The sequence below is a fragment of the Deinococcus hopiensis KR-140 genome (assembly GCF_900176165.1).
Classification (GTDB): Bacteria; Deinococcota; Deinococci; order Deinococcales; family Deinococcaceae; genus Deinococcus; species Deinococcus hopiensis.
In genome coordinates, this window is record NZ_FWWU01000008.1 from 480,883 (window position 1) to 504,148 (window position 23,266).

Below are 23,266 nucleotides of genomic sequence, written 5' to 3' on the forward strand. Positions count from 1 at the left end.
CGCGCCTTGAGCAGACGAGGAGAGTAGGTGTCGCTGATGGGCTTTCTGCCATCTGGGACACACAATCGGGACACAAACGACACACCACCCGGAGCCGCAACAGAGCCAACATCACGTCATGAACGACGCGCTCACTGCCCCTGCCCTCCGCTCCTTCGACCTCGTCCACTGGGGCGTGGAGAACAGCTTCGTCCGCGTGCAGGTCCGCGGCCCTCACGACCTGACCAACCAGCTGCTCAAAGTTACGGGCGTGACCGGCCGCCTCAGCTGGGACGAGGCGCACGAGCTTGCCTGTGCTGCGTGGGCGAGTGGGCTGCCGCAGGACCTGCGCGGGGTGTCCATGGAGGTCAGCTGGGGCTAAGACATGCCGCCCGCCCCATCTCTACCTACCCTTCAGGGTAGGTTCTTCTCCGTCCTTACAACGGTTTTCTGCACAGAATGGACACACCAGCCGGGGCCGAAGCAGAGCAAACATGGTAAATACTCAGCGCGACATCAAATCTCATCCTTGACAGCGCGGTGAGCGTCGGTGGCGTGGAGAGGACGCTTACCCTGGGCAGCGTCGGGGAAGTGGAAGGTGCCGATTTCAACATTGTGCGGCTGATATTCGGTCATATCGGCTCCTGAGGCGTACCTGTCTCATGGTCAGCATCTGTCTCAGGGCGTGGGTTGGGCCACGCCGGTCAAGCCGCTCACCAGCACGGGCATGGAACTGTTGGTCATGGTGCCGTTGCCGAGTTGCCCTTCAGTGTTGCGGCCCCAGGTCCTCACGGAGCCGTCGGTCTTGACGGCCAGGCTGTAACTGCCGCCGCTTGCCACGCTGACCGCATCCGTCAGTCCACTGACGGTCACGGGCGTGGAGCGGGCGGTCGTGGTGCCGTCGCCGAGTTGCCCAGAGCTGTTCAGGCCCCAGGTCCGCACGGTGCCGTCAGCCTTGAGGGCCAGACTGTGAGAGTACCCACCAGCCACGCTGACCACACCCGCCAGTCCGCTGACGCTCTTGGTCGTGGTGCCGTCGCTGAGTTGCCCAGCGTTGTTGGATCCCCAGGCCCGCACGGTGCCGTCAGGCTTGAGGGCCAGACTGAACTGATTGGCAGCGACCACGCTGACCACATCCGTCAATCCACCAACGGTCACGGGTGTGGAGCGGGTGGTCCGGGTGCCGTCGCCGAGTTCCCCATAGTCGTTGCGGCCCCAGGCCCACACGGTGCCGTCGGCTTTGAGGGCCAGGCTATGAGAGAAGCCGCCGGTCACGCTGACCACGTCCGTCAGCCCGCTAACGGTCACGGGCGTGGAGCTAAACGCCACCGTGCTGTTGCCGAGTTGGCCGTCGGCGTTATCGCCCCAGGCCTGCACGGTACCGTCGACCTTGAGGGCCAGGCTGTGCTGATAGCCACCGGACACGCTGATCACGTCCGTCAGTCCGCTGACGGTCACGGGCGAGGAGCTCCTGATCCGGGTGCCGTCGCCGAGTTGCCCAACGTTGTTGTATCCCCAGGTCCGCACGGAGCCATCGGCTTTGACGGCCAGGCTGTGATTGCTGCCGCTCGCCACGCCAACCACATCTGTCAATCCACTGACCAGCACGGGTGTGGAGCGGACGGTCGTGGTGCCGTCGCCGAGTTGCCCGAAGCCGTTGCCGCCCCACGCCCGCACGGTGCCATCGGCCTTGACGGCCAGACTGTGAGAGAGGCCGCCTGCAATGGCGGTATTGAATGGGTTGATCCCGGTGATGGTCTGGGTCAGCAACGGCGTGACGCTGCCCGGTACCGGGCAGCTGGTCCCGTCGTAGACGCTCAGGGTGTGATCACCCTTGGCCGTGACCTCCACCCGGAAGCGGTGGGGGAACGCCAGGGTGGAGATGTCCTGCAGCGACACGCCGCTGTCGCTACACAGCACGGCCGAAGTTGAGGTCAGGATGTCGTAATACGCTGGTAGGCTGCGCGGCGTGCTGCCGCTCGACATGGGGAATTGGGTGTAGTTGCCGAACGTCTGGGTGTCGCGGTGGTACTGCTGTACGGCCGATCTGAGTTGGGTGGTCTCGACCGCCGCGGCAAACCGCAAGGAGAAGCTGAAGGGGTCGTGGGCGGCGCCCGCCGGGTCTATTGGCAGATCCACCGCGAAGGTCACGTTGGTACTCGCTCCATTCGCCAGGCTCGGCGTTACCTGCCAGCCGTAATTCTGAATTCCCGGCGTGATGACCGTGCTGACGTCCAGGTTCGTCACGAAGGGGCTGCTGTCGGCATCGACCACCGCCTGACCGGTCGAGGGTTTGAGACTCTTGCCCTGGGTGGGCGTCAAGCTTCCGGCTTTGCTGGAAGCGTCGCTGCCGTCGAAGTACTTCAGGTTGGTAAATGGCGTGCTGCTGCCACTGGAGATGACCGGCAGGAACACAAGTTCGTTCAGGGCCTGGCCGCTGTTGTTGGTGACCCGGAACGTCGCCCGGACATGGCGGGTCTGGGCCGCATTGACCACGAAGGTCGAGACGCCGAGCTGGGTAAAGGTCAAGTCACTCGCGCCGCTGGGCCCGTCCACCAGGCGCTGGGCCTGCAACTCGGGCGTGGGGAGACGCTGTGCGGTGACGTTGAAATCCGCTGCTCCAATGCGTTGGAACGACACCTCATAGAGCTTGCCCGTCGTCTGCGGGTCAGCTGAATTGACCGTGGCACCCGGCGAGGTGAGCTGGTTTTGCTGCTGGCCGCAGGCGGCCAGCAGCAGGGTGGGAAGCAGCAACAACAAGCGTGGGGCGAGCAGCATGACGTCTCCTGCAGTCTAGGCGAGGGGTCCAACCCCGGCAGACTGGACCAGGATCTAGAAAGAAGGCGTTCGGCAGGTTACGTCCGAGATGCCCTCACCTTACCTCATCCCACCCGGCTGCTGAGTCGTCACCAAACATGCACCCATGAACGAAGCGAACACCGCCCTCGCCGCCCGCCTGCCCCTCGAAGGGCCGCTCTGGGTTGTCCTGCAGGAGGCCCTCAAGCTGCTGCCCGGCGCACCGGTCCAGATCCAGGTCAATGCCATTGGCTGGGATCTGATGAAGCCTGTCCGCCTCCTCGCTGGCGGCTGGCCCACCGACAGCCTGGAGCTGGGCGGCTTCGCAGACGGGGAGGAGGACGTCCACCCCGGCTTCGTGACCACCGATGGCCTGGGCGAGCAGCTGCGCGAGGAATGTGCTCAGCGGGCCTTCGCCGAGCGCTAGGGGAGATAGCGTATTCAGTACCTGTAAGCAAGATGTTTGCTATGCACGTTCCTTGGTCTGCGACCCCTTATAAGTCGTAGGTGCAGGGCGAGATGGAAGGCAGGAAAGCCGATTGGCTCCCCTGCTTATGGTGACCCCTCAGGAAGATTGCTGTTGTGACCCAGGATGGACCAGGAAGCTTCGAATCACCCGATGTCGTGCATATTCTGGCTGAGCGGCGCACGCCGCCTGATGTGCTTTCTCGGCGAAGCGCGACATGGCTTCACTCAAGGCCCTCCAGGACACCCTGGCCGCGCGGACCGCTGCAACTGTATCGGTGAGTGTGATCTCTACTTCGTCGCCGTCATGCTGGAAGGTCAATCCAAAACCCAGCCAGTCCAGGTTCCAGTGGAGAAATTCCCCGGCGGGAAGTGCCTGAAGCCGTCCTGGAAGCCATGCAGCGAGTGTGGGCAGAGGAAGAACAAGTCCTGGCACACCCCATAACTTCTGGATGTACGTCTGTTCACTGCTCTCCCTGCCCACTAAGTACACCGCACCTCACGTTGCGACTTTTCAGGAGGGCACCGAAAAGTCTCCACTCCCGGTGAGCTGCACATTTTCCGCTTCTCACTCCGCTCGGTTGATCTAAAGATCAACTACGGTGTACTTAAAGTGCGACTGAAAAACGTGCTGGAGCGGGTTTTACCTGATTAGAGGAAGGAGGGATGATAGGGCGGAGGTGGTGCGCGCATGACGCGGGCGTGACCTCCCAAACGACCTCACCGATGCCGGGTGGAATGTCCTCCAGCCGCTGACCCCACCTGAATCGCTTGTGGGTCGACCGCGCAAGTGGTCTTTGCAAGAAATTCTGGAGAGCATCTTCTCCGTCCTCCGCGGAGGTCGTGGCCTGGCGGGCGACGGCCTCACGATCTTTCCCCCTGGCAAACAACCGACCACGCGCACAGGATGTGGAGGCGGCAAGGCGTGTGGGAAGCGTTGCAGACCAAATTGCGTGAAGGTCGTCCGAGTGCGAGAAGGACGCCCTGAGACACCAAGTGCTGGAATGATTGACAGCCAATTGGTCATAACCACCGAGGCGGGGGGGCCATGTGGTGACGACGGCAGTCAGAAGGTCAATGGACGGAAGCGTGATCTGCTCGTGGATACGCCCTGACTCGTCATGGCGATCAAAGTGCATGAAGCGGACATCCTTCCCCCGCGCGGGCGCGGTCCTCCTCCTGCGAGGGGGCACCAAATGTTTTTCCCCGAATGAAGCACCTGTGGGCGGATGCGGGATATACCGGAAAATTGGCAGGAGAACAGGGAACGTTTCTCGGCTGGACGCTGGAGATCGTGAAGCATCCCTGGTCAGGACAGCAGAGCACCTGGGCACCGAAAGACGCACCTCCACGACGTGTGGAGGTGCCTGCGGGATTTGTGGTGCTGAAACGGCGCCGGGTCGTGGAGCGGACCTCTGCCTGGCCCTGGAAATCCAGGCGCATGGCCAGGGACGATGAAGCGCTGCCGGAGACAGCGGAGAACCCTGTCTACGAGGTGAGGATCCGCTTGATGGTCCGCCGTTTGGCCAAAGGTCCACCCTGACCTTTTTCAGACGCACTGAAACTGAAACGAAAGCGCTGGGGGTGAAGTTCCTGGACAGTCGCCTACGCGCGCCAGAGACCGGTTCCCTTGCGCCCCAGCCCGACTACGGCGCGCGGGTAACCATCCGGCGGCGCGCGGCCACCACTTGTGCGCGGACACCAGGCCTCAGGCGCTGCAGGCGGTAGAGGGTCCGCAGCCACACCCATGCCGCCACCATGAGGGCGGCTGGCAGGGCGGGCGGCACGATCAGAAAGCGCAGCGCCGGGGAGTGCTTTCCGAAGGGCCGAGGCAGGTACGTCTCGATCAGGGTTTCCAGTTGCTCCCGCCCCTGGCGGTCGGCCGGGCGGAGGCGTACAGCGGCGAAGGCCGTGGTGAAGGCAGCGTTCGCCTCGCCCTGCATCAGGGAAGCGCGGGCCAGCAGCTGCATTGCGCCGGTGTGCAGGGGTTCGTCCTCCAGCACGCGCGAGGCAAGGTCGTGCGCTTCTTGCGCCTGCTTGCGCCGCAGGGCCACTGTTGCCAGCCCGAGTTGCCCCTCCACATACCTGGGCTGGACGTGCAGCGCCGCCTGAAAGAGGGCTTCGGCCTCTCTCTCCTCGCCGACGAGCAGGAGCATTCGCCCTAGGGTGGCGTGGACGCTCGGGTCGCCTGGCTCCAGGCGCAACGCCTCGCGCAGGGCGGCGATGACAGGAGCGCTCGCCCGCCTCGCGGGAGCAAAGAGCCCGTTGTACCGCCGCCCCCGCACCTGCATGTTCCACAGGGCCACGCCGAGTGCGTAGTGCGACGCGTAGTCCTCCGGCGCGCAGACCACCGCCTTCCGGGCGGCCTCCAGGGCCTGCCCGTACTGATCGAGATCGGTGTGGGCCTGAGACAGGAGCCGCCACAGCAGGGCGTCACCGGGACTCTGCGCCAGAGCCTGATGCAACTCCGCCGCCGCTTCGTGTGGACGGCCGAGCTCCAGCAGGGCGGTGGCGCGCTCCAAAGCCCGTTCCTCGGACGTCACCGGCGGGTGCCTTTCAAGTTCAGGTCGTGGCGCAGCCGCGCCTCACGGCCGGGTGCTCGCACGGGGAGGGTTGCAATCACACTGCCTTGCGCCATGGGTGCCTCAGGGCCGAGTGTAGAGCATGCCGTCCCCAGCGGCTGCCTCCCCCTTGGAGGCGCGCTTTAGAGATGATCGGGAGGCCTTTATTTTGACACCGGAAACGGCGCAGCGGCGAACCGCCCCCAGATCCAGGCGAGGGGCTGAAGCGCGAAGACCACCTCGCTGCGCTGAAGGACGCGCCTCAGGCCCCTGGGGAGATGGACAGTTCCCACCGCGGTCCCATGGGCCTGTATCCGGTTCTGGACGAATCCAACGTGGGTCAAAGCCTCGCTGCCCTCAAACTGATGCGCCTGATGCTCCACGCCCTGGCGGTGTGCCTGCAAAACGCCCACAACAGTCCTGATGCCCAGAGCGCTGCCGACGCCTTGATCGCGGCCCTGGTCCCCGGCGCACAGACGGAAGCGGGTACGGAGCTTGAGCCAGCTGGTGGCGAACAACCTGGCCCTCACACCGCAAGAAGCCTGGGAACGCGCCGTGCGGTCCTCACAGCAGAGCAATGGGTCAGCGGAAGACACCCCACAGCAACTTCGGAATGCAAAAGGACAGCAGCGCCGTGGAGCCCGTGTGACTCCTGCCCGCTGTTACGGCCGCGAAGCAGGTCACGTCCGAGATGCCCTCACCGTACCTCATCCTGCCAGCCCGCTCGGGGGCTGCTGAGGAGTCACCTCTGTTGAAGATCGTAGAACACCACGGCCGAGTCCTGCTGCACGGCCAGGGCCTTTCCCCCGTCCACGAAATCGAGCTTGCGGGCACGGCGAAGGGCAGGTGGGGCCGGCAGTTCAAGTTTGGTGCGCAGGTCGTAAAAGTGCCACTGGTCCTCTACCTGAAGCGCCAGCACCCGCTCGTCAGGACCCAGGCAAAACGCAGAGGGAAACAGCTTGCCCTGGCCCGGCACCTTGAGGCGGGCCAGCAGCGAGGCGTTGGCGGCATGGTAGATCCGAACCTCACGTTCGGGGAAAGTCAGCAGTAGCGTGTGGTCATCGTGACTGACGAGCGTGGGGCCGCTGCCCGCAGGCCGAGCAACCCGCCAGAGGGCTGAACCATCGGCCCCATTTCCCAGCTTTCGCGCCGTGAGCAGATACGGGCTCTCGCACAGGCGCAGGGTATACGCGGGCGACGGCCAGGAGCGGCCCTTCTGCGGGCTCTGGGACCTTTCCGCAGGCTGGCCCTGGACACATTCACTGTTCGGTTCGGTGGTGCGACGCTGTTCGGTCAGGGAGACGTTGAAGGGCTGTGCCGAGGGCCCAGCCTTCAGGGCAGCGGTGAGGGAAATACGCTGGGCGGAGAAGACGGGGGGCGGCGTATTCTGCTGGCCCTGGAGGTCGGGCGGCGTAAGAACAGCACCGAACAGGTCGAGCGTTCCTGCCGCGAGGTTCAGCCGCACATTCTCCACCTGCATGGGGCGACTCAAGTGAAGCTGGACCACTTCCCGCGCGCCGCCGGGATAAAGCCACGCGGTCTGCTCATCCGTGAAGCTGATGAAGCTGCGGTCCGTCTCCGAAAAGAAGACGCTCCCCGCCGAACGCCCCAGACGGAACGACTCACCGCCCGCTGCCTGAATGTTGAGGGCGTTCGGCTCCGCACCCGCGAGGTCCCACTGCGGCGAGAAAGCGAAAAAGCCTTCCTTCACGTCCCGGCTCCGCAGCAGCTGGCCGTCTGGAAGGCGGTAGAGGCGCAGCCAGGTGCTGTCACTCAAGGTCACTGTACGGCTGTCGCTTCCCCAGGTGACCCGCGGGCCACGGAAGCCGGCTTCAAACGGCTGGGGGCGCAGCACCGCCACCTTGGTCCCGCTCTCCATGTCCCAGACGGTCAGGCGGCCCGCCGCGCTCCAGCCCAGGTAACGCCCGTCGGGACTGAAACTGAGCTGGTCCAGCCTATCGAGCGTGCTGGAGGAGGAGAGCCAGTCGGGCAGCACGGTCTGAAAGCGGAAGATGACCTTTCCAGCGGCCTCGCTGTAGACCTGTACGGGCTGATCGCCCACCTCTATCCCATTCTCGCTGCCCTCGTCGGGCCCTTTGAACGCGAGGAGGCCGTGCTCCGGCGCATACGTGTAGGTCGCCAGCAGGCGGCGATCAAAGGGAGGTTCGTCCACGTCCGTCCGCCAGAGGGTATGGGACAGGGTTTCAAGCCGGGCAGCGGGCACTTCCGGCGCGATGATCCGGCGGGGCAGGTCGGGTGCCACCCGCTTTTCCTGTCCCAGCACCTTGCCTGTCTGGGCGTCCAACCGAGTGATGAACAGGTTTACGCTTCCCTCGGCGTAAAGGACGATTTCACCGCCGTGCCACTCGGCCCAGTCAGGCCTGGCCTGCCACTCACGGCCTGCTGGAAGGCCGAACCGCCACAACAGCCGTTTTCCGGTCACGTCCCAGAGGCTGAGGCCGGAGCTGTCGATGCTGAGCAGCTCACGGCCACCGGGTGAGAACGCCAGCGGCCAGGGTTGCTGTCCCAGCGGAAAATTGACCTGAGCGCTGACCCGCGCGTGGGCCAGGTCAGGCGCACCGGCGGCCCGTGACGGAGCGGCGAGGCTCAGGGCGGCCAGCAGCGCGAGGGAAGAGAGGGGCACCCTCATTTCGGGACTCCGTAAACCCGGAGCGCGTTGTCGCGGTCACTGCTAAGGAGCTGGCGGCCATCCGGGGAGAGGGCGAGCGACTGCACCACCGCGCCCCGGGTGTCCGTTTGTCCCAGCAGTCGGCCGTTCTCGGCATTCCAGACCCGCAACGTACCCGCGGTGTCTCCACTGACCAGGGTTCCCGCGTCCAGATAGGTGACCGTGGTGGCGGCCCCTGTGTGCCCGGTCAGGCGGTGAAGTGGCCTGCCCAGAGGCGTCCAGAGACTCACGCTGCCGTCGCCCGACGCGGCGGCCACCTGCTTTCCATCCGGGGAAAAGGCCAGCCAGCGCACGAAGCCCTGATTGACCTGCTGGACCGGGGAGACCTCACCGCTGCGGACACCGTAGAAGTGCAGCGTCCCGTCGCCCCAGCCCGAAACCAGCCGCGCGCCGTCGGGCGAGAAGGCGAGGGACAGCACCCAGCCCCGCCCGCCCCCGAGGGTCCGGGTCAGTTGGCCGCTCGCCACGTCCCACAGGCCGATGGTGCTGGCCTCATACCCCACCGCCAGCTGCTGCCCATCAGGTGAAAAGGCCAGTGAGCGGTTCAGCCCGCGCGGACCGGGTTGCCACTTGCGGCCCCCGGAGTTGCGCTGCTCGGATGTGGGTTCGAGGACCTTCACGGTTTCGCCCGTATGGGCGTCAAGGAGGCGCGTCGTGTTCCAGCCGCCCACCGCGAGCCAGCGTCCGTCGGGACTGAAGGCGAAGTCGAACGCATCCCCTACAGGAACGGACAACCGCTTTGCGTGCGTCTGCGTGTCCAGCAACCAGAGTTGGTCATCTCCGAGGCTCGCGATGGTCTGGCCGTCCGGTGAGGAGCGGGCCAGCCGCGTGAAGTGTTCGGTCAGCGGCACCTGTCCCCGCGGCGTGAAGACGCTGTATCCCGCCTTCCCTCTTCCCAGCCATCGACTCGGGCGGCCCCTGGCGTCGACGCTCACCGGCGCATTCCAGGCGGTCTTCGCCTTCACTGTTTCCACGTCCAGCCCACTGGAGACGTTGGAATGAAGAAAATGCGAGAACATCTGCGTCCAGACCGAACCCCCGTCGGGCATTCCGATGACGTTCTCGCCGTCCACGAGGCCCAGCGTCTGACCGCTGCCCACGTCCACAACATGCACGTAGCTGTCGGTGACGAGCAGAACCTTCGTGCCGTCGGGCGACCACTTCACCTCCCGGACCCGGTCGAACCCCGGATCGAGGTAGGCCAGGAGCGTGCGCGCCTGAGGGTCGAGCAGCGCCAGACCGTCCGAAGTCTGCACCAGCAGGCGCGGGCTGAAGGGACTGCTGACGAACACCGGGTCACCGAATTCTTTTCTCCAGGCCCGCACTGGTCGCCCGTCCCGGCCCCTCAGGTCCCCAGCGGCCAGTGTCCAGAGCGCCTTGCCACTGGTGCTGTCATAGGCCGAGAGGTCCTCACCCAGCACGTACAGCACAGAGTTGTCAGCTGAAAAAGCCGTCCGGCCAAACTCCCAGCGTGTGCCCCCCTGCAGCCAATCCGGCTGCGCCATCCCCTCATGCCAGAACCAGATTTTGCCGTCTTCGCGGTCTGCGAAAGCCACTGCCCGCTGGCCTGTGCCCCAGGTCAGGCCGAGGGGGCCGTCCTGAACCTCGAAGGAGGCGTCCACCCTGCCGCTGTGCAGGTTGAGCAGGGAGAGGTGAGAGCTGCCCGGCTGCCGCGCCGTGTTCTCGGTCACGAGGACCCTCACGCCATCGGGCGAATCGCTGCGCCAGAAATCCTGGCGGACCGGGGCAAAGTCCTTTCCATTCAGTGGCTGAAGGACCCGGCGGGGCTGACCGGTCTCCGCGTCCCATTCGATGAGGGTGTTTCCTCCCTGCGAGAACACACTCTGTCCATCCGGCGTCAGCGTCCCCCAGGCCATTGCTCCGGGATGACCCACGAAGGTCAGGGTGTCTTGCAGGGTCAGGGGCGCGGCACAGGCCAGCGAGGAAAGCAACAGGGGAAACCAGAGCAGTCGTTTCAAGGCTGTTCCTCCAGAGAACACGTGAGAGCGCCTGGAGTCTAGGGGCTGGGTGCGGGCACTACGTCAGACTTTAGGTGGAAAGGGAGAGCCGGTGATCGAACTGCTCGAAAACCTTCCAGACAATGGCATGGACCGGTTGTTCTGGTGGTCTGATTCAGAAAAACGTTGACAGTTTGAAGGGGTAGGAGGAAGCCAGGGCCGGAGGTATCCAATGGCCCGCAGCCCACGTCCACCCCATATCGTTCTGACTCCCGAAGAGCGACAACGTCTGCTCGAACTCGTGCGTAGACGCAAAACACCTCGAAGTCTCGCGGCTCGTGCTTAACTCATCCTTTTGAGTGCAGATCAACCGTATGCGTCGTTGACCAAAGTCGGTCAGCAACTCGGCGTGTGTCGTCATACCGTCCGGACGTGGCGACAACGCTTCGTGCAGGACCGGATTGCGGGCCTGAGTGATGCCCCAAAAAGTGGAACACCTCGGAAAATCCAGGACCAAGACGTGGAGAAGCTGATTCAGTTGACGTTGGACAGTCTGCCAGAAGACGCAACCCACTGGAGTACACGGAGCATGGCTCGGGCGAGTGGAATGAGCCAGAGCGCAGTGCTGCGCATCTGGCGAGCATTTGGGTTGCGTCCTCATCTGTCCGAATCCTTCAAACTCTCGAAGGACCCGTTATTCATTGAGAAGGTACGGGACATCGTAGGTTTGTACTTGAGCCCTCCTACTCGGGTCCTGGTGCTGTGCGTAGACGAGAAGCCGCAAATACAGGCGCTGGAGCGCAACGGCACAATCTTCCCCATGCAACCCGGGGAAGTCGAGAAAAAGGCGCACGACTATGTGCGTCACGGCACCACCACCCTCTTTGCAGCAGTGGACGCGAAGGCCGGAACGGTGATTGGGAAGTGTTACCCCAGGCATCGCACAGAGGAGTTCAAGGCCTTCCTGGAGGAAGTGCACCAGAACATTCCTGAGGACTTGGACGTCCATCTGATCTTGGATAACTACATCACTCACAAGTCGAAAGTAGTCCAGCTCAGTAGCTGACAACTTCACTTTTTTACTATCCCAGCGAGGGAAAAGGTCTTATCAAGACTTCGAGGATTTCGTTGAGTTGGTGTGGGACCCAGCGCAACGTGTTGCGCAGAAGTTCTGATCCGTACCGCACCTGGCTCATGGCCCGGCGGCCATGAGCCAGAATGGGGATGGGTTTGATCTCATGGCGCCAGACCCCCACTCGCAAGCAGTTCAGCCACGCCAGAGTGACCAGCCCGAACAAGCGCTCGAGGCGCTTCTTGTCTTTCACTCCAGTGCGCTCCAGATCGAAGCCCCGCATCTTTTGCGAACTGAAGGTACATTCGATGGTCCAGCGGAGCTTATAGAGCTTCCATGTCTCCCACACGGCGAAATCTGTCGCGATGATGACCAGGTCACCTGTGGGTGACCTGGTGGCCACGACCCGCATATGTTCAAGAGGAGTGCTTCGCTGCTGCTCGGTGAGGTCAAGAACGCATTCCTGCAACGCAGGGGTACGGTCTGCATGGAGGGCCAGGAGCGAGGCATTGAAGGTCAATTCCGGATCACTGCGATTCGCACTCGGCCATCCATATCGGCACAGCACCCTCCTCAGCCATTCTGTGGCCATGAAGAATCGCCTGGTTGGGCCTGCGGCTCCCGCAGCCGCGTCCGGTGTGCCCCAAGAACCGGAAACATCGTCGGAGGGACTGGGGGAAGCCGTATCCCTCCCTCCCCAAGGTGCGGCGAGCACTTCCCCAGCCACGGCCTCGTAATCGCGCCAGCACTTCCCAGCAATATCCGTACGCAGGTCCTTCACCAAGACGGCCGCGTTCGTCGCGTCGCGGAAAGCCTCGCTGATGCGCACGGTTGCAGTCATCACCGGCACGTTCTGCTCTTTCAGACCCCGCCGCGCCTCAATCTTTTTCATGCCGCCTGGGCGGACCATGGTGATCAGGGCCATGTAGCTTCGGGGCGAGACCCCACCGGACCGCAGGATCTCGGCCGTCTGCGCCGCACCATCGAGACCATTGATGTCTGGAGTTGTGGGGAGGAGAGTGAGGTCTGCGGTGCGAGCGAACTCCAGCAGCTCGGTATTGTCAGGACCACCGTGTGTGTCCAGGACAACCACACGCTGCCTGTGCAGCGAGCCACCGGCGAACGGCGTGAATTCACCATCGAGGTTTACAAGATCCAGGCGGAGATTGCGCCTGGGGTGAAGGTGGAGCAGTGGGCCTTCGGTTTCCCAGGTCAGCAGCCCACGGTCCCCGGACCTGCCTTGGTCGTACAGCAGGGTGATCATGTCGTTATTCACTTCAAGAATACGCACGACCAGCCTCACACCCTCTACCTGCACGGCATCGATCGTCTTTCTCAGGAAATGGACGGCCTGACAGAGGTGCTGCCTGGTCAGGAGACTACATACGAGTTCGTGGCCACGGAAGCGGGGACCTTCGGGTACCACTGTCACTTTCAGACGTACTTGCACGCCGACATGGGCATGTACGGCGCAATCGTAGTCGAGCCCAGGAATTCAAAGGAGAAGCTGTGGACGAACGAGCACGCCATGATCCTCGACGAGTGGGACAGCCGCCAGAACCCTACTGCCCCCGTGCATAAGAGCGAGCCCAACTACTTCCTGGTGAATGGCAAGTCGTTCCCTCTGATTCCCGACATCGCCATTCCAGACGGTCAGACGGACCTCATGCGTATTGCCAATTTTGGCGAGGAGGTGCACAGCCTGCATATGCACGGCAACAGTTTCCTGATTCTCGACAAAGACGGCTTCTCGCTGTCTGAGCCCGTACAGCAAGATACGCTCCTGATTGGGCCTGGGGAACGCGTTGACGTTCTGGTCAAGGGACGCGATGGGGACTTTCCCTTCCATGACCACATCGTCAAGGACGTCACCAACAACGACCTCTACCCGGGGGGCATTCACGTCATGATCAAAGGTGGTCCGGCGCTGAGTGCGGCTGGAACGCCTGTACAGAACATTGGTGAGCACGCGCACAGTCACGGAGCAGGAGCTGAAGCAGCGAAGGCGCCTACAGAGAAGTACGCCGACGACAGCCCGGCACATAACCATATCTATGACCACCTTCCTGAGGGCTCACCCATCAAAGTGGTGAACATCGTCAACTTTGGCTTTGATCAAAAGGAACTGCATGTGAAGGCGGGGACCAAGGTCGCATGGGTCAACCGAGATGTGGTTGGACACAGCGTGACAGCTGGCCTACCGGGCGGCGATCCGAAAGCTCGAGCTTTTGACTCCTCGAACGAGGCGAAGGGAACGCCGACCATGATTGCCCAGGGAGAAGCGTGGACCTACACCTTTACGAAGAAGGGTACTTTCGAGTACTACTGCTTGCCCCACACCAATATGGTTGCCAAGATCGTTGTGGAGTGATGGATGATCTCTGGGGGAGTTCCTTTTACCTGTAGGCGCACAGGTGCCCGGACGCGAAGACCAACTGATACGGATTCCGAATAATCTGTTATAATAATGAGATCAGAAAGGTCACTTTCCAGCACACTGCCGACGACTTCTGGAGCATCTACCGCCGGAGTACCTGCGCGGTCGAACGACGACGCAGTCATCTCCTCGCGTTCCTAGCAGAAGGGAAAAGCGCTGCCGAAGCGCTCAAGCTCACGGGCTACTCCTATCAAGGCGCAGACAAAATCATCGACGCGTACCATCAACATGGTCTGGCAGGGCTCAAAGATCGGCGACACCACAACAGTGGCGCGCCGACCCTGCTGAGCGACGCTGAAGTGCTCCTCCTGGCACAGACGATTCGGGCAGACACCGCGGCTGGCGGTGTGTGGAATGGCGCACGGGTGCAGGGTTGGGTGAAGCAGGAATTGGACAAGGACGTGCATCTGAGCCGCTGTTACGAGTTTTTAGACGCGGTGGGATACAGCCTCCAGGTCCCCCGGCCTCGACATGTCGAGGCCGATCAGGCGACTCAGGAAGGATTCAAAAAAAAGTCCTCCCAGCCGTGGTCCAAGCAGCTGGTGCGCGTACTGAAGGCACTGGACGAGCGGTAGAAGTCTGGTGCATGGATGAACACCGTGTAGGGCTCAAGCCCCTGGTGGGGAAGCAGTGGTCTGAGCGAGGCAAAGCCCCGACCGTGCGTGTCCAACACCGGTATGAGTGGCTCTACGTCTGTGCGTTCGTCTGCCCACAGACGGGAGAGAGCCAATACTGGCTGTTGCCTACGGTCAATACGGCGGCCTTCCAGGCGGTGATGGACCGCTTTGCCCACGACACACAGACTGGAAAGACCCGGGAGATCATCTTGGTCCTCGATGGTGCGGGGTGGCATGCCACCCCGCAGGTGAAGTGCCCACCGGGCATTGAACTCGTCTTCTTGCCGCCCTACTCCCCAGAGTTGCAACCCGCCGAACGCCTTTGGGCCCTCACAGATGCACCGCTGAAGAATCGTCACTTCGAAAACCTGGAAGCCCTGACCGCCTTGCTTGCAAAGCAGTGTCGTCGGTTAGAACAGCAGAGGGAGCAAATCCGTTCGCTCACCTTCTTCCATTGGTGGCCTCGTATAACAAACTAATCGGAATTCGTATGAGGAGTTGCGAGAGAAGGGAGCAGGCGACGGGGACACCCGTTGCCTGCTCCCTGTCAGGGCCGTTCAGCAGACTGAAGTGTAGAGCACTGGGTCGAGCCTCATGACGACCGGATCCTGAGACTGAGCCAGGCCGCGGCCTTTGTTCAACAACACCAGGCGTCCACCAGCGTTTGTGAGTTCACGTACGACGTGATGACATGCCCACTGGCAATTACGCGCCGATTCTTCGAGAAAAGCCAAGCATTTCCGCCCGGATCTCTGATCACGCGTGGGTGGAGGTCGCTGGGTCAAGGTGCAATCGATGCTGGAGCCGACAGACGTCATGGCGTGCTTTGAACAGATGCAGTGGGCCACAGCTTGGATGGGTTCGGTTCGCATGTACCACCCTGAGGCGCGATTCCACCTGAGTGGGACCCTGCAGGACTATGCATCGCCTCTGCCTCTGAAGCTGTCACGATGACGGTATGAGCACCATTCCCCTCGCTCCTGCGTCCGCGCCCAGGTACATGTGGGTGGTGCTGGGCCTCTCCGCGATCGCATGTCTCATTCCAATCTTCCTCCCCACAGGCCAGCGCCACGACTTCACGCCCCTCTTCATCCTGCTTCCCCTTGTGCTCCTGCTTGCGGGCATGCTGCTCGCACCCCGCCGCCTCTCCTACCACCTTGAACCGGACGCCCTGGTGATCACGCGCCTCTCCGGGCAAACGCGGCTACCGTACGCCGGCATGACCGCCTGGCAGACTGCCGGGCATCTCGGCCTGAAGATGGGCGGCATGGGCCTACCCGGGTACTACCTGTTTCACGCCGACGGTCTCAAGGGCGTCCTCGCAGCTTCGTCGGCGACGCACGGAGGCGTCATCCTGCAAGAGGGCGGCAAGGCGCACTTCCTCACACCGGCCGATCCAGGAGCGTTCCTGACGGACTTGGTACAGCGCGGCGTACATCTGGGCCGCGTCTAATGAGCGTTGAAATTATCCCGGAAAGGGAAGATCAGCCCATCAGAGGTCTACGTGCTGAGTGCGCCTTCACCGACGCAGCATTCACCCAATGCCCAGCAACATTGAGCAAAGTGGGGAGTACGGTGGGGCATGTCTCTTTCTCGCCGCCTACTGGCCCTGCTGGGCCCCGCACTGCTGTGCCCCGCGCAGGCGCAGAGCTCCTCCGTGCAGCAGCAGGCGCAGACCCTCGCCTCGGGTTACGCCCTCTACCTGACCGCGCAAGGCTTTCGCGACTACTGCGTGCAGAACGACCCGGGTACCGCCACACGCACCCGCCAGGCCTTCACCGCCTGGGCCCAGGCGCAGGGCCTGACCGGGTTCGAGGTCCAGCTGAGCAAACTGCTCGGGGCCAAGCTCCAGGGCGAGCTGCGCACACAGCTTCAAGCCCAGGTGAGTGGCCTGACCGCCACGTTTCAAAAGCTCGGCACCCCCGCGCAGGTCTGCGGCCTGTTCCCGAACCAGCTTCAGAGTGACGCCTTTGACGTCAAAGGCAAGGCACCGGGCCTAGGCGCCATTCTTGCGGGCAAGCCCGAGGCGGGAACGGGCGCAAATACGGCGGCGGGAGCGGCCAAAGGCACTGCAACGTCAGGCTCGGCGAGCACAGCTGCCACCGGCACCGTTTACACTGTCGCGCAGTTGTCGAGCCTCGCTGGTCAGACGCTCGCCGCCCAACCCAAAGGGGCGTCCGCACGGACGAAGGAGGGAGCGGTCCTGAACAAGCTGCGCTCGCTTGGAGCGCGGGTGGCCGTGACGGGGAAAGTGGCCCCCCGCTTCGATTCGCTCGAGCAGGAAGACGAGCGCCGCGAGGTGCGCTGGGACGTGTACTGCTACAACACGCTGGTCGACGGCGCGCTCGACAACCTGCGCGGCAAGACCGTAACCGTGGTGGGCACGGTCAGCGACTTCGACGACTCCACGAACATCACCCTGAGAGACTGTCAGGTGCTGAGCCCGGCTGCCGCCGCTGGTCTGAAAAAATCCACCCTGTCCACTGCCGACGTAGGCTGGCGCTTTAAAAACCAGCCTGCCGAGAAGTTTCTCGTGGCCGCTGGACAGGGCCTGAAGGACAGTCAGATTCAGGGTGTCTACAGTGAACTCTCGTACTCCACCGGCGTGGGCGGCATGATGATCACCACCTACCCCGCCTCGCTGTTTCTGAAAGACGGCACCGTGTATAACGATCCCTACTGGGCCCCGAACAGCTTCAACTATAAGCTCTCGCGTGAGCTGGAGCCGCAGAAGTGGGGCAAGTGGACGAAACAGGGCAAGAACTTCCTGATCAAATGGGGTGACGGCAGCACCGACACCTTCGAGGTGCAAGAAACCCTGAAGCCCGCGCCCGCTGGACTCAAGCTCAGCGGCACCTACTCGTCCATCTCGGGGGGTGGCAACACCGCCCTCGGCGGCGACGTGGTGGTGGCGGTGACCAACGCGTACACCTTCACGCCCCAGGGGACTTTCAAGGGCGGGCGCTCGGCGAGCGGGTCGACCTCCAACGTCACCACACTCAGCCAAAGCAGCACCTCGGGCACCTATAGCATCAGCGGCTACGGCATCACGCTGAAGTACGGAGACGGCGGGCAAAAGCGACTCTTCTTCTTCGTACGTTCCCCGAAGCTGGTCACCATCGGCGGCTCGGACCACCTCATGGACTGAGGGCTAGGGGCGTTCGTCCCGGTCACCGGGGGTCAGCGTCATCTCCGCAGTGAACTACCTCTACCCCTCAAGCTTGACGCATCAACACGTTTACGGGTGTCCTCCCCCAGCCTCCTCGTGAAGTTCAGCAGAACTCCGTTCCCACTGTCTGCCGGTCTCGCGACCTTCACCCATCAGTCCGCAGCGTTGAACTCCAAGGGCAAGAGAGGACGACTCGCGGCCCCCAGATACGGGCGTAGGTGGGCGACCTGTGCTTCCAACTTGAGGCTGCGCGCTTCGAGACGGTCGCTATTCGGGCAGGTCACGTCCGAGATGACCTCACCCTACCTCATCCCGTTGCGCTGCTCAGGAGCTGCCTGTATGTTGGACCAGGGACTGTGACCCGGCAGATCGCGAGTGGGTCGGCAATCAAAAAGAACGTTACGCAGCTTTGATCGCCGGGTCACACCCAGTCCAAACTCGGGGACAAGCGGCGGCGTGTACTCGACCAAGTCCAGCGATTCCACAGTTGCCTTCCTCCAGAACGGGCAAACGAAGAAGTCTTCTCACGGTTTTACTTTAAGATCAGATGAAGATGTTTGCCTTTTCCTCCACCACTGCTCTGCCTCAGGCGTCTTTCCTTACGCCTCTGGGAGAAGAGGTAAGGAGCGACTGGCAGTTTAGTGCTGTCGTGCAGCCCGAAGGTTCTCCCGCTCCCATCTACGCGGGTCACAATGCCACCCTTGCCCTGATGTACGCCTCCCTGGCTGCCCTGGACGCGCAGTGGGACGCCTTCACGGTGGTGCCCACCGCGCCCCTCCTCCAGGGTCAGGCCCCTCGCCCTGCACCCCAAACCGCTCCTGAAGATCTCCACGTGGTTGCCCTTACTGCCGCAGCAGCGGCGTCCTCCCACATCTCCAGCTTGATTGACGGACGCAACCGGGTGACACGCCGTCAGCAGTTGGGGCTGAAGAACACTGTCATCTATCAAGCTGACCAGCCCTGGTTGGGCTTTCGACCCGAAGAGGTCAAGCGGACGGGAAAGCAGCAGGACCTGAGTAGCGTTCTGCTCCGAATGCGTCCGTACGTCGAGGAAGCGTACGCCCGACTTGCAGCGTGGGATCTTAAGAGCTTCCCCTATCCGGTGGTCTTCCATCCGGACCTCTTCACCCAGCCGGAATGGGCCATTCGGTGTGACCGTGGCGACCTCTGCCACCCCTTCGGGTGGATCGATGAGGGGACGAGGCAGCCCTATCCTGGACAGCAACGGGTCCATCAGGTCAAGACGAACGAAGGGCCTGTGACGCTGTACGCGACCGCCCCTGATCTGGACGGGTCTCTGGAGATGGCCCAGCGCAGGACCAAAGGCTTTCAGTGGGCCGACACATCAGCGCTCGTGTCCACCCTTCAGGGCCAAGCCAAGACGCCAAAGCCAGAAGCACCTGTACCGGCGATCACCTGTTTGAATACCTCGGCTGGACCTCAAACAGTGGTGTTAACGGGGTGCGAGACCCTCCGGGCAAGGTGGAATCAGGGGCAGACCGATACGTTGGTGTATGTGCAGGAGGACCCTCGGACGATCCTGTTCACCCCAGAGGAAGCGCGGACCTGGTCCAAGGCGAGGCGACTCCCGTACCGTTTCGCCCAGGAGGCCTGGGCAAGGCACAGGAGCCTCCGAGGGATGGGCCGCTTGCTGTATCCCGTGCCCCAACAACCCGGTATGGCGGCCTCTGTTTGAGGCGGCCGGACAAGGACCAGAGCCAGAATTCAAGCACAGCTTAAGCACTCCCAGACAGAGCCATTCGCCTTACCTTCAAAGAGACGACCATAGTCATCTGCCTGGCTTCCGAAGAGATGGAGCGCCGAGTGATTCAGGAAGAACTCGAGTGGCGAGACCGTAACGAGTAAAAGCGCCTCACACGTGCAGGCAAGATAGGGCAATTCGTTGAGCGCAAGTTTCTGGGGATCAGTGCCCAGCATGTACCGCTTACCATCTGCTTGGAGAGGATCGGTCTTGACCACTCTCCATCCCCTCCAAGAGGGCGTGTAGCTCAGCACGTCTTTGTCGCCCCTTCTCCGTGATGACGTAATACCCCCTCGCCCCAGGCCGACGGACGGCCAAACGCTCAGAAACAGCGGAAATAGCTTCGGTCGACGCACTTCTGATGTTCACACCTTCAGGGAGGAGGCTGAGCCAGTCACTCAGACGGATAGGTGTGTCCGGCAGGGTCGATATGAGGTGATCAAGAATCCGAAACGCACTCGGGGATTTTGGCAGCATATTAGAAAATTTAACGCTTCTTTATATTCAATAATATCACTGGGTAAAATGGAGCTCTGGTCACGGGGTAGTCCGTGAAGGTCTGAAAGCGCGGGAGTAGAGGGCCCGCTGCTGGGAGACGGAAAATTGCCCCTCCTGGGCCCATGGCGACCAGTGGGTCACTTGTCACAAGTGTAGGCGTTAAGACTCCTAAATGATGAGAAAGCGAAAACCTGTCGTGGTCGAAGTTCCTCTCTACATCCCTGAGCTCGGGAAACCACTCACCCATGGCTGTTTGGTAAACCTGCATAATCGCTCCCGTTCCACTGTTCTCACTCGCTGCTGGCACGACCAACAAACTGCTTTCCAGACGTATCAGGAAGTGGTACAGCAGGTGGACTGAAGTTCAGGTCACCTGCCCTTTCAAGGTTGAGTACCAATTCCACAACCTAAACAGGCGGAGTCACGTACGAATCTGCTGTCCGGTTCAGGCTGCCTGCGCCAGGCCGTCAAGCACCCACAGTTGCGCCACTGCTTCACCCGCCAGTACGTCTGCTGGCTCAAGGTGATGCACCCGGACGACACACAGAAATCGACCGTGCTGGTCGCTGACTCGCTCCTCGGCCCCTACCGGATGGTGCGCACCAATCTGCGCCCACTCGGCATGAGCGCTGGCGATTTTGACTTGGCCGTCGATCCAGTGGATGGCAAAGGCTACTACTACTTTGAGCGGGTGCACAGCGAGATGATCTGCGCGGACCTCACGGAGGACTACACCAACGTGACGGGGTACTACTCCACGCACTTCCCGCATCCTCATCCACCCTTCGTGCGTGAAGCGCCAGCCTACTTCCGCCGCGGGCCCCTGCATTACCTGTTCACGTCCGGCACCACCGGGTACTTCCCGAACGCGTCCGAAGTCGCGGTTGCCAAGACCTACCACGGCCCCTGGACGGTGCTGGGCGATCCCCACCCGGACGACGACAGTCGCACATCCTACCGGTCACAGATCTGCTCGGTATTCAACCACCCGCACAAGAAAGACCTCTACATTGCCCTGGCGGACCGCTGGCTGGGTGACCGGGACGTGGACGCCCGCAAAGCCGCCGGCATGTTTGAAACGGCGTTCGCCAGTGACCACCCCCGCGAGCACTTCGAGCGCTACGAACGGGAAACTCCCGAGATTTTCGCGGCGCCCGACACGTCGGCAGCGGGTTACGTGTGGCTGCCCGTCCGGTTTGACGGCGATATGGCGTACTTCGACTGGCACGACGAGTGGTGCATTGAAGACTACGAGTGACCGTTGGCTATGGATTGTCCTAAGCCGCGCCCCAAAGACGATCGCGAGGCTGCGGGCCTGCCGTCCAGTTTTCTGATTGGCAGGATTGAAGATGTTCAGCAGTTCCGGGTGTGCCGTGAACATGGAGGCGTAGAAGTGCTGGGTAACGCTCTCCCCATGCGCTTCGAGCGCGGGAACGGTGGCCTTGACGAGGGCAGTCTGAGCCGGGGGTCAACATCAGCGGAAACGCGGGGGTGGGGAAAGGATCAACTGAGATCGAGCAGCGTCACGGGTACCCGCGTGCCGTCCTCCAGCGCTTGGCTGGAGAAGAAGCCGTCCGTCTGGACCCGGGTGACATGGCCTGCAGGGAGTTCAAATGCCTGGTCGTCCAAGCTTAAGCCCAGGCGTCCATCCAGGACGGCAACCGCCGCCGCCTGTCCGGCATGGGTATGGAGAGGTAAGCCCTCGCCCGCTTGGTACTCGAACAGCAGGGCGGGCGGGATCAGCTGTCATGAGAAGGGTCCTCCTGCACAGGGGTTCGGAGGAAGTCTTTGGTAAGGCGGCGTCTTTCGGGGCGGAGTGATTTGGAGAGAGATGGGCGAAGCGTTCGAGGTTGGGATGCATTCGGCCTGCCAGGGCGAGCAGCGCCTCCGCTTCTGCCGAGAGCGTGTCCTTCCACAGCGCCAGCGATCAAAGTGTGGTGGGATGATGCCCAGGCCCGTATGTGCTGGGCCAGGCTGTCCCCGGTAGGCACCTGGTCCGCCCATGACCGCCCACCGGAAGCCCTCCAGCCGGGCGATATGCACTGGCCAGCCTCTGTGTGGAAAGGGACCGACCTTCCCTATGAACACGGGTCCGAGAAGCGTATCTGCCGTTGCCACCCAGTAAAAAGCCCACAGCACCCGCCGCATCCGCTTCTCGCCGACACGATCAAAGAGGCTGCCTTCTGACGTGGGCCACAGGGTCATACGCTCACCTGGCCGAACTGTGCGCGTATACCGGGAAAGGGGAGGTGATCCTCCCGTGTGATAGACTGTTGCGGTTCCAGCTCCAGTTGCGTGAGACCGTCCAGCAGGGTGCGGAAGGAAGTGCAAGTATCCAAACGGTGCCGGGGCAGGATGGTCCCTACTGAAAGACTTTGGGCCAGAACCGCTTTACACCGTACCCTGGCCACGCCAACAAGGGGCCGGCCGTACCGTTGCTCGACTTCCCGTTGATCACGGTGATAAAGCAGCTTCCCGCTCGCATCCAGGATTTGCATGTCCTTCAGGGCGACGTCCTCCTGGAGAACGCGGCTGAGTCCAAGGTGTTCGAGAATGCGCGCTGAATTGGGCGGGATAAGGAGTCCACGGCCCAGGGAAACCATGTGTGGTTAGCGCCGTGCACCGCCCCCTGGCAGGGAAAGTGAGTCCAGGCAAAGGCAAGGTGCAGCGAGAATAAAGGGTTTTCGCTCTGGCAGAATTACCCGCTGGCACTGAACGCTCAGTATCTTTTTGCCATGGGTTATCAGCCGACGCAGGTGACACCTTTAGCAGCGCTGAATGAAAGGAGGTGAAGCCACTTGACGTCTGTTCGGAAAATCATGTCGGCTTCCTTGCATACCATTGGTCCAGGTGAACCTCTACCCATTGCACTAATGAAAATGCGGCAGGGTCAATGCCGCCACCTGCCTGTACTCGAAAGCGGACGTTTGGTGGGAATGTTGAGTGACCGTGACCTGAAGGAGGCATGGCCGTCTGACGTGCCTGCGTTATCCCGCGGGGAGCTCATCCAAAACGTAGGGACGATCAAAGTCAGAGACGTCATGACCCGCGAGGTGATCACGGTCGATGAGGAAACTTCCATCTCGCAGGCGGCCGCGCATCTGTTGAGGCGCCACATCAGCGCGTTGCTCGTGGTCAACAAACACGGTCATTTGACTGGCATCGTGACTGTGAAGGATCTGCTGCGTGAACTGGTCCGGCTCACCTCCTAACAACCATCAGCTCAGTCGTTCCGCCTCTCCTCGTGAGATTCTCGCAAGTCA

General features: G+C 62.3%; 18 protein-coding genes and 2 pseudogenes. 13 read left to right on the top strand and 7 right to left on the bottom strand.

Annotation, left to right across the window (positions count from 1 at the left end; genetic code table 11):
• Positions 1-118: 118 nt before the first annotated feature.
• Positions 119-361, top strand: coding sequence for a hypothetical protein (locus B9A95_RS12895; RefSeq protein WP_084047662.1), 243 nt, complete (start codon positions 119-121; stop codon positions 359-361).
• Between the two features lie 296 nt (positions 362-657).
• Here B9A95_RS12895 and B9A95_RS12900 read toward each other — a convergent pair whose 3' ends face one another.
• On the bottom strand, positions 658-2,757 hold the full coding sequence (locus tag B9A95_RS12900) for an RCC1 domain-containing protein (RefSeq protein WP_084047663.1): 2,100 nt from the start codon (positions 2,755-2,757) through the stop codon (positions 658-660).
• Positions 2,758-2,902: 145 nt separating this feature from the next.
• Here B9A95_RS12900 and B9A95_RS12905 point away from each other — a divergent pair, with 145 nt between their 5' ends.
• Together B9A95_RS12905 and B9A95_RS34620 are read left to right on the top strand one after the other, a co-directional pair.
• The gene (locus B9A95_RS12905; protein ID WP_084047664.1) at positions 2,903-3,202 is read left to right on the top strand and encodes a hypothetical protein; all 300 of its coding nucleotides are present in this window, start codon (positions 2,903-2,905) and stop codon (positions 3,200-3,202) included.
• Between the two features lie 1,248 nt (positions 3,203-4,450).
• Positions 4,451-4,783 (top strand): transposase, encoded by a 333-nt coding sequence (locus B9A95_RS34620; protein WP_212648320.1) that lies wholly within the window; start codon positions 4,451-4,453, stop codon positions 4,781-4,783.
• Between the two features lie 103 nt (positions 4,784-4,886).
• Here the strand turns inward: B9A95_RS34620 and B9A95_RS12915 are convergent, their stop codons facing one another.
• The 4 genes from B9A95_RS12915 to B9A95_RS12930 all read right to left on the bottom strand — a co-directional run bounded on the left by B9A95_RS12915 (position 4,887) and on the right by B9A95_RS12930 (position 10,469).
• Entirely contained in the window at positions 4,887-5,762 is an 876-nt protein-coding gene (locus tag B9A95_RS12915) for a tetratricopeptide repeat protein (protein ID WP_170928636.1), read from the bottom strand.
• 203 nt (positions 5,763-5,965) lie between these two features.
• The gene (locus tag B9A95_RS12920; protein ID WP_139806759.1) at positions 5,966-6,319 is read right to left on the bottom strand and encodes a hypothetical protein; all 354 of its coding nucleotides are present in this window, start codon (positions 6,317-6,319) and stop codon (positions 5,966-5,968) included.
• Positions 6,320-6,543: 224 nt separating this feature from the next.
• The gene (locus B9A95_RS12925) at positions 6,544-8,445 is read right to left on the bottom strand and encodes a WD40 repeat domain-containing protein (protein WP_084047667.1); all 1,902 of its coding nucleotides are present in this window, start codon (positions 8,443-8,445) and stop codon (positions 6,544-6,546) included.
• Positions 8,446-8,447: 2 nt separating this feature from the next.
• Positions 8,448-10,469 (bottom strand): WD40 repeat domain-containing protein, encoded by a 2,022-nt coding sequence (locus B9A95_RS12930; protein ID WP_084047668.1) that lies wholly within the window; start codon positions 10,467-10,469, stop codon positions 8,448-8,450.
• Positions 10,470-10,803: 334 nt separating this feature from the next.
• Here B9A95_RS12930 and B9A95_RS12935 point away from each other — a divergent pair, with 334 nt between their 5' ends.
• Positions 10,804-11,514, top strand: a complete 711-nt coding sequence (locus B9A95_RS12935) for an IS630 family transposase (protein WP_084047669.1) — start codon at positions 10,804-10,806, stop codon at positions 11,512-11,514.
• A 16-nt stretch (positions 11,515-11,530) separates the two neighbouring features.
• Here B9A95_RS12935 and B9A95_RS33720 read toward each other — a convergent pair.
• Positions 11,531-11,938 (bottom strand): annotated as a pseudogene (locus tag B9A95_RS33720) (transposase); the annotation flags it as partial.
• Positions 11,939-12,760: 822 nt separating this feature from the next.
• Between B9A95_RS33720 and B9A95_RS35450 the strand changes: the two are divergent.
• The 7 genes from B9A95_RS35450 to B9A95_RS12985 all read left to right on the top strand — a co-directional run bounded on the left by B9A95_RS35450 (position 12,761) and on the right by B9A95_RS12985 (position 21,261).
• A complete protein-coding gene (locus B9A95_RS35450) occupies positions 12,761-13,891 on the top strand; it encodes a multicopper oxidase domain-containing protein (RefSeq protein WP_245808283.1) in 1,131 nt (376 codons plus the stop codon).
• Between the two features lie 146 nt (positions 13,892-14,037).
• A complete protein-coding gene (locus B9A95_RS37165) occupies positions 14,038-14,532 on the top strand; it encodes a winged helix-turn-helix domain-containing protein (protein WP_425429946.1) in 495 nt (164 codons plus the stop codon).
• A gap of 11 nt (positions 14,533-14,543) precedes the next feature.
• A complete protein-coding gene (locus B9A95_RS12960; RefSeq protein ID WP_084047672.1) occupies positions 14,544-15,053 on the top strand; it encodes an IS630 family transposase in 510 nt (169 codons plus the stop codon).
• A gap of 479 nt (positions 15,054-15,532) precedes the next feature.
• The gene (locus tag B9A95_RS12965; protein ID WP_084047673.1) at positions 15,533-16,027 is read left to right on the top strand and encodes a PH domain-containing protein; all 495 of its coding nucleotides are present in this window, start codon (positions 15,533-15,535) and stop codon (positions 16,025-16,027) included.
• 129 nt (positions 16,028-16,156) lie between these two features.
• A complete protein-coding gene (locus tag B9A95_RS12970; RefSeq protein WP_245808284.1) occupies positions 16,157-17,722 on the top strand; it encodes a hypothetical protein in 1,566 nt (521 codons plus the stop codon).
• A 568-nt stretch (positions 17,723-18,290) separates the two neighbouring features.
• Positions 18,291-19,439: a hypothetical protein gene (locus B9A95_RS12975; protein WP_084047674.1), complete on the top strand. Its 1,149-nt coding sequence runs from the start codon at positions 18,291-18,293 to the stop codon at positions 19,437-19,439.
• A gap of 1,045 nt (positions 19,440-20,484) precedes the next feature.
• Positions 20,485-21,261: a family 43 glycosylhydrolase gene (locus B9A95_RS12985; protein WP_212648321.1), complete on the top strand. Its 777-nt coding sequence runs from the start codon at positions 20,485-20,487 to the stop codon at positions 21,259-21,261.
• A gap of 245 nt (positions 21,262-21,506) precedes the next feature.
• On the opposite strand, the gene B9A95_RS36280 is transcribed toward B9A95_RS12985, so the two are convergent.
• Positions 21,507-21,746 carry a cupin domain-containing protein gene (locus tag B9A95_RS36280; protein ID WP_139806763.1) on the bottom strand — a complete coding sequence of 80 codons (240 nt, stop codon included), beginning with the start codon at positions 21,744-21,746 and terminating at the stop codon, positions 21,507-21,509.
• 1,076 nt (positions 21,747-22,822) lie between these two features.
• On the opposite strand from B9A95_RS36280, the pseudogene B9A95_RS37170 reads away from it, so the two are divergent.
• Positions 22,823-22,957, top strand: a pseudogene (locus tag B9A95_RS37170) (CBS domain-containing protein); the annotation flags it as partial.
• A gap of 87 nt (positions 22,958-23,044) precedes the next feature.
• Positions 23,045-23,215, top strand: coding sequence for a CBS domain-containing protein (locus tag B9A95_RS35460; RefSeq protein WP_245808285.1), 171 nt, complete (start codon positions 23,045-23,047; stop codon positions 23,213-23,215).
• The last annotated feature ends 51 nt before the right edge of the window (positions 23,216-23,266 follow it).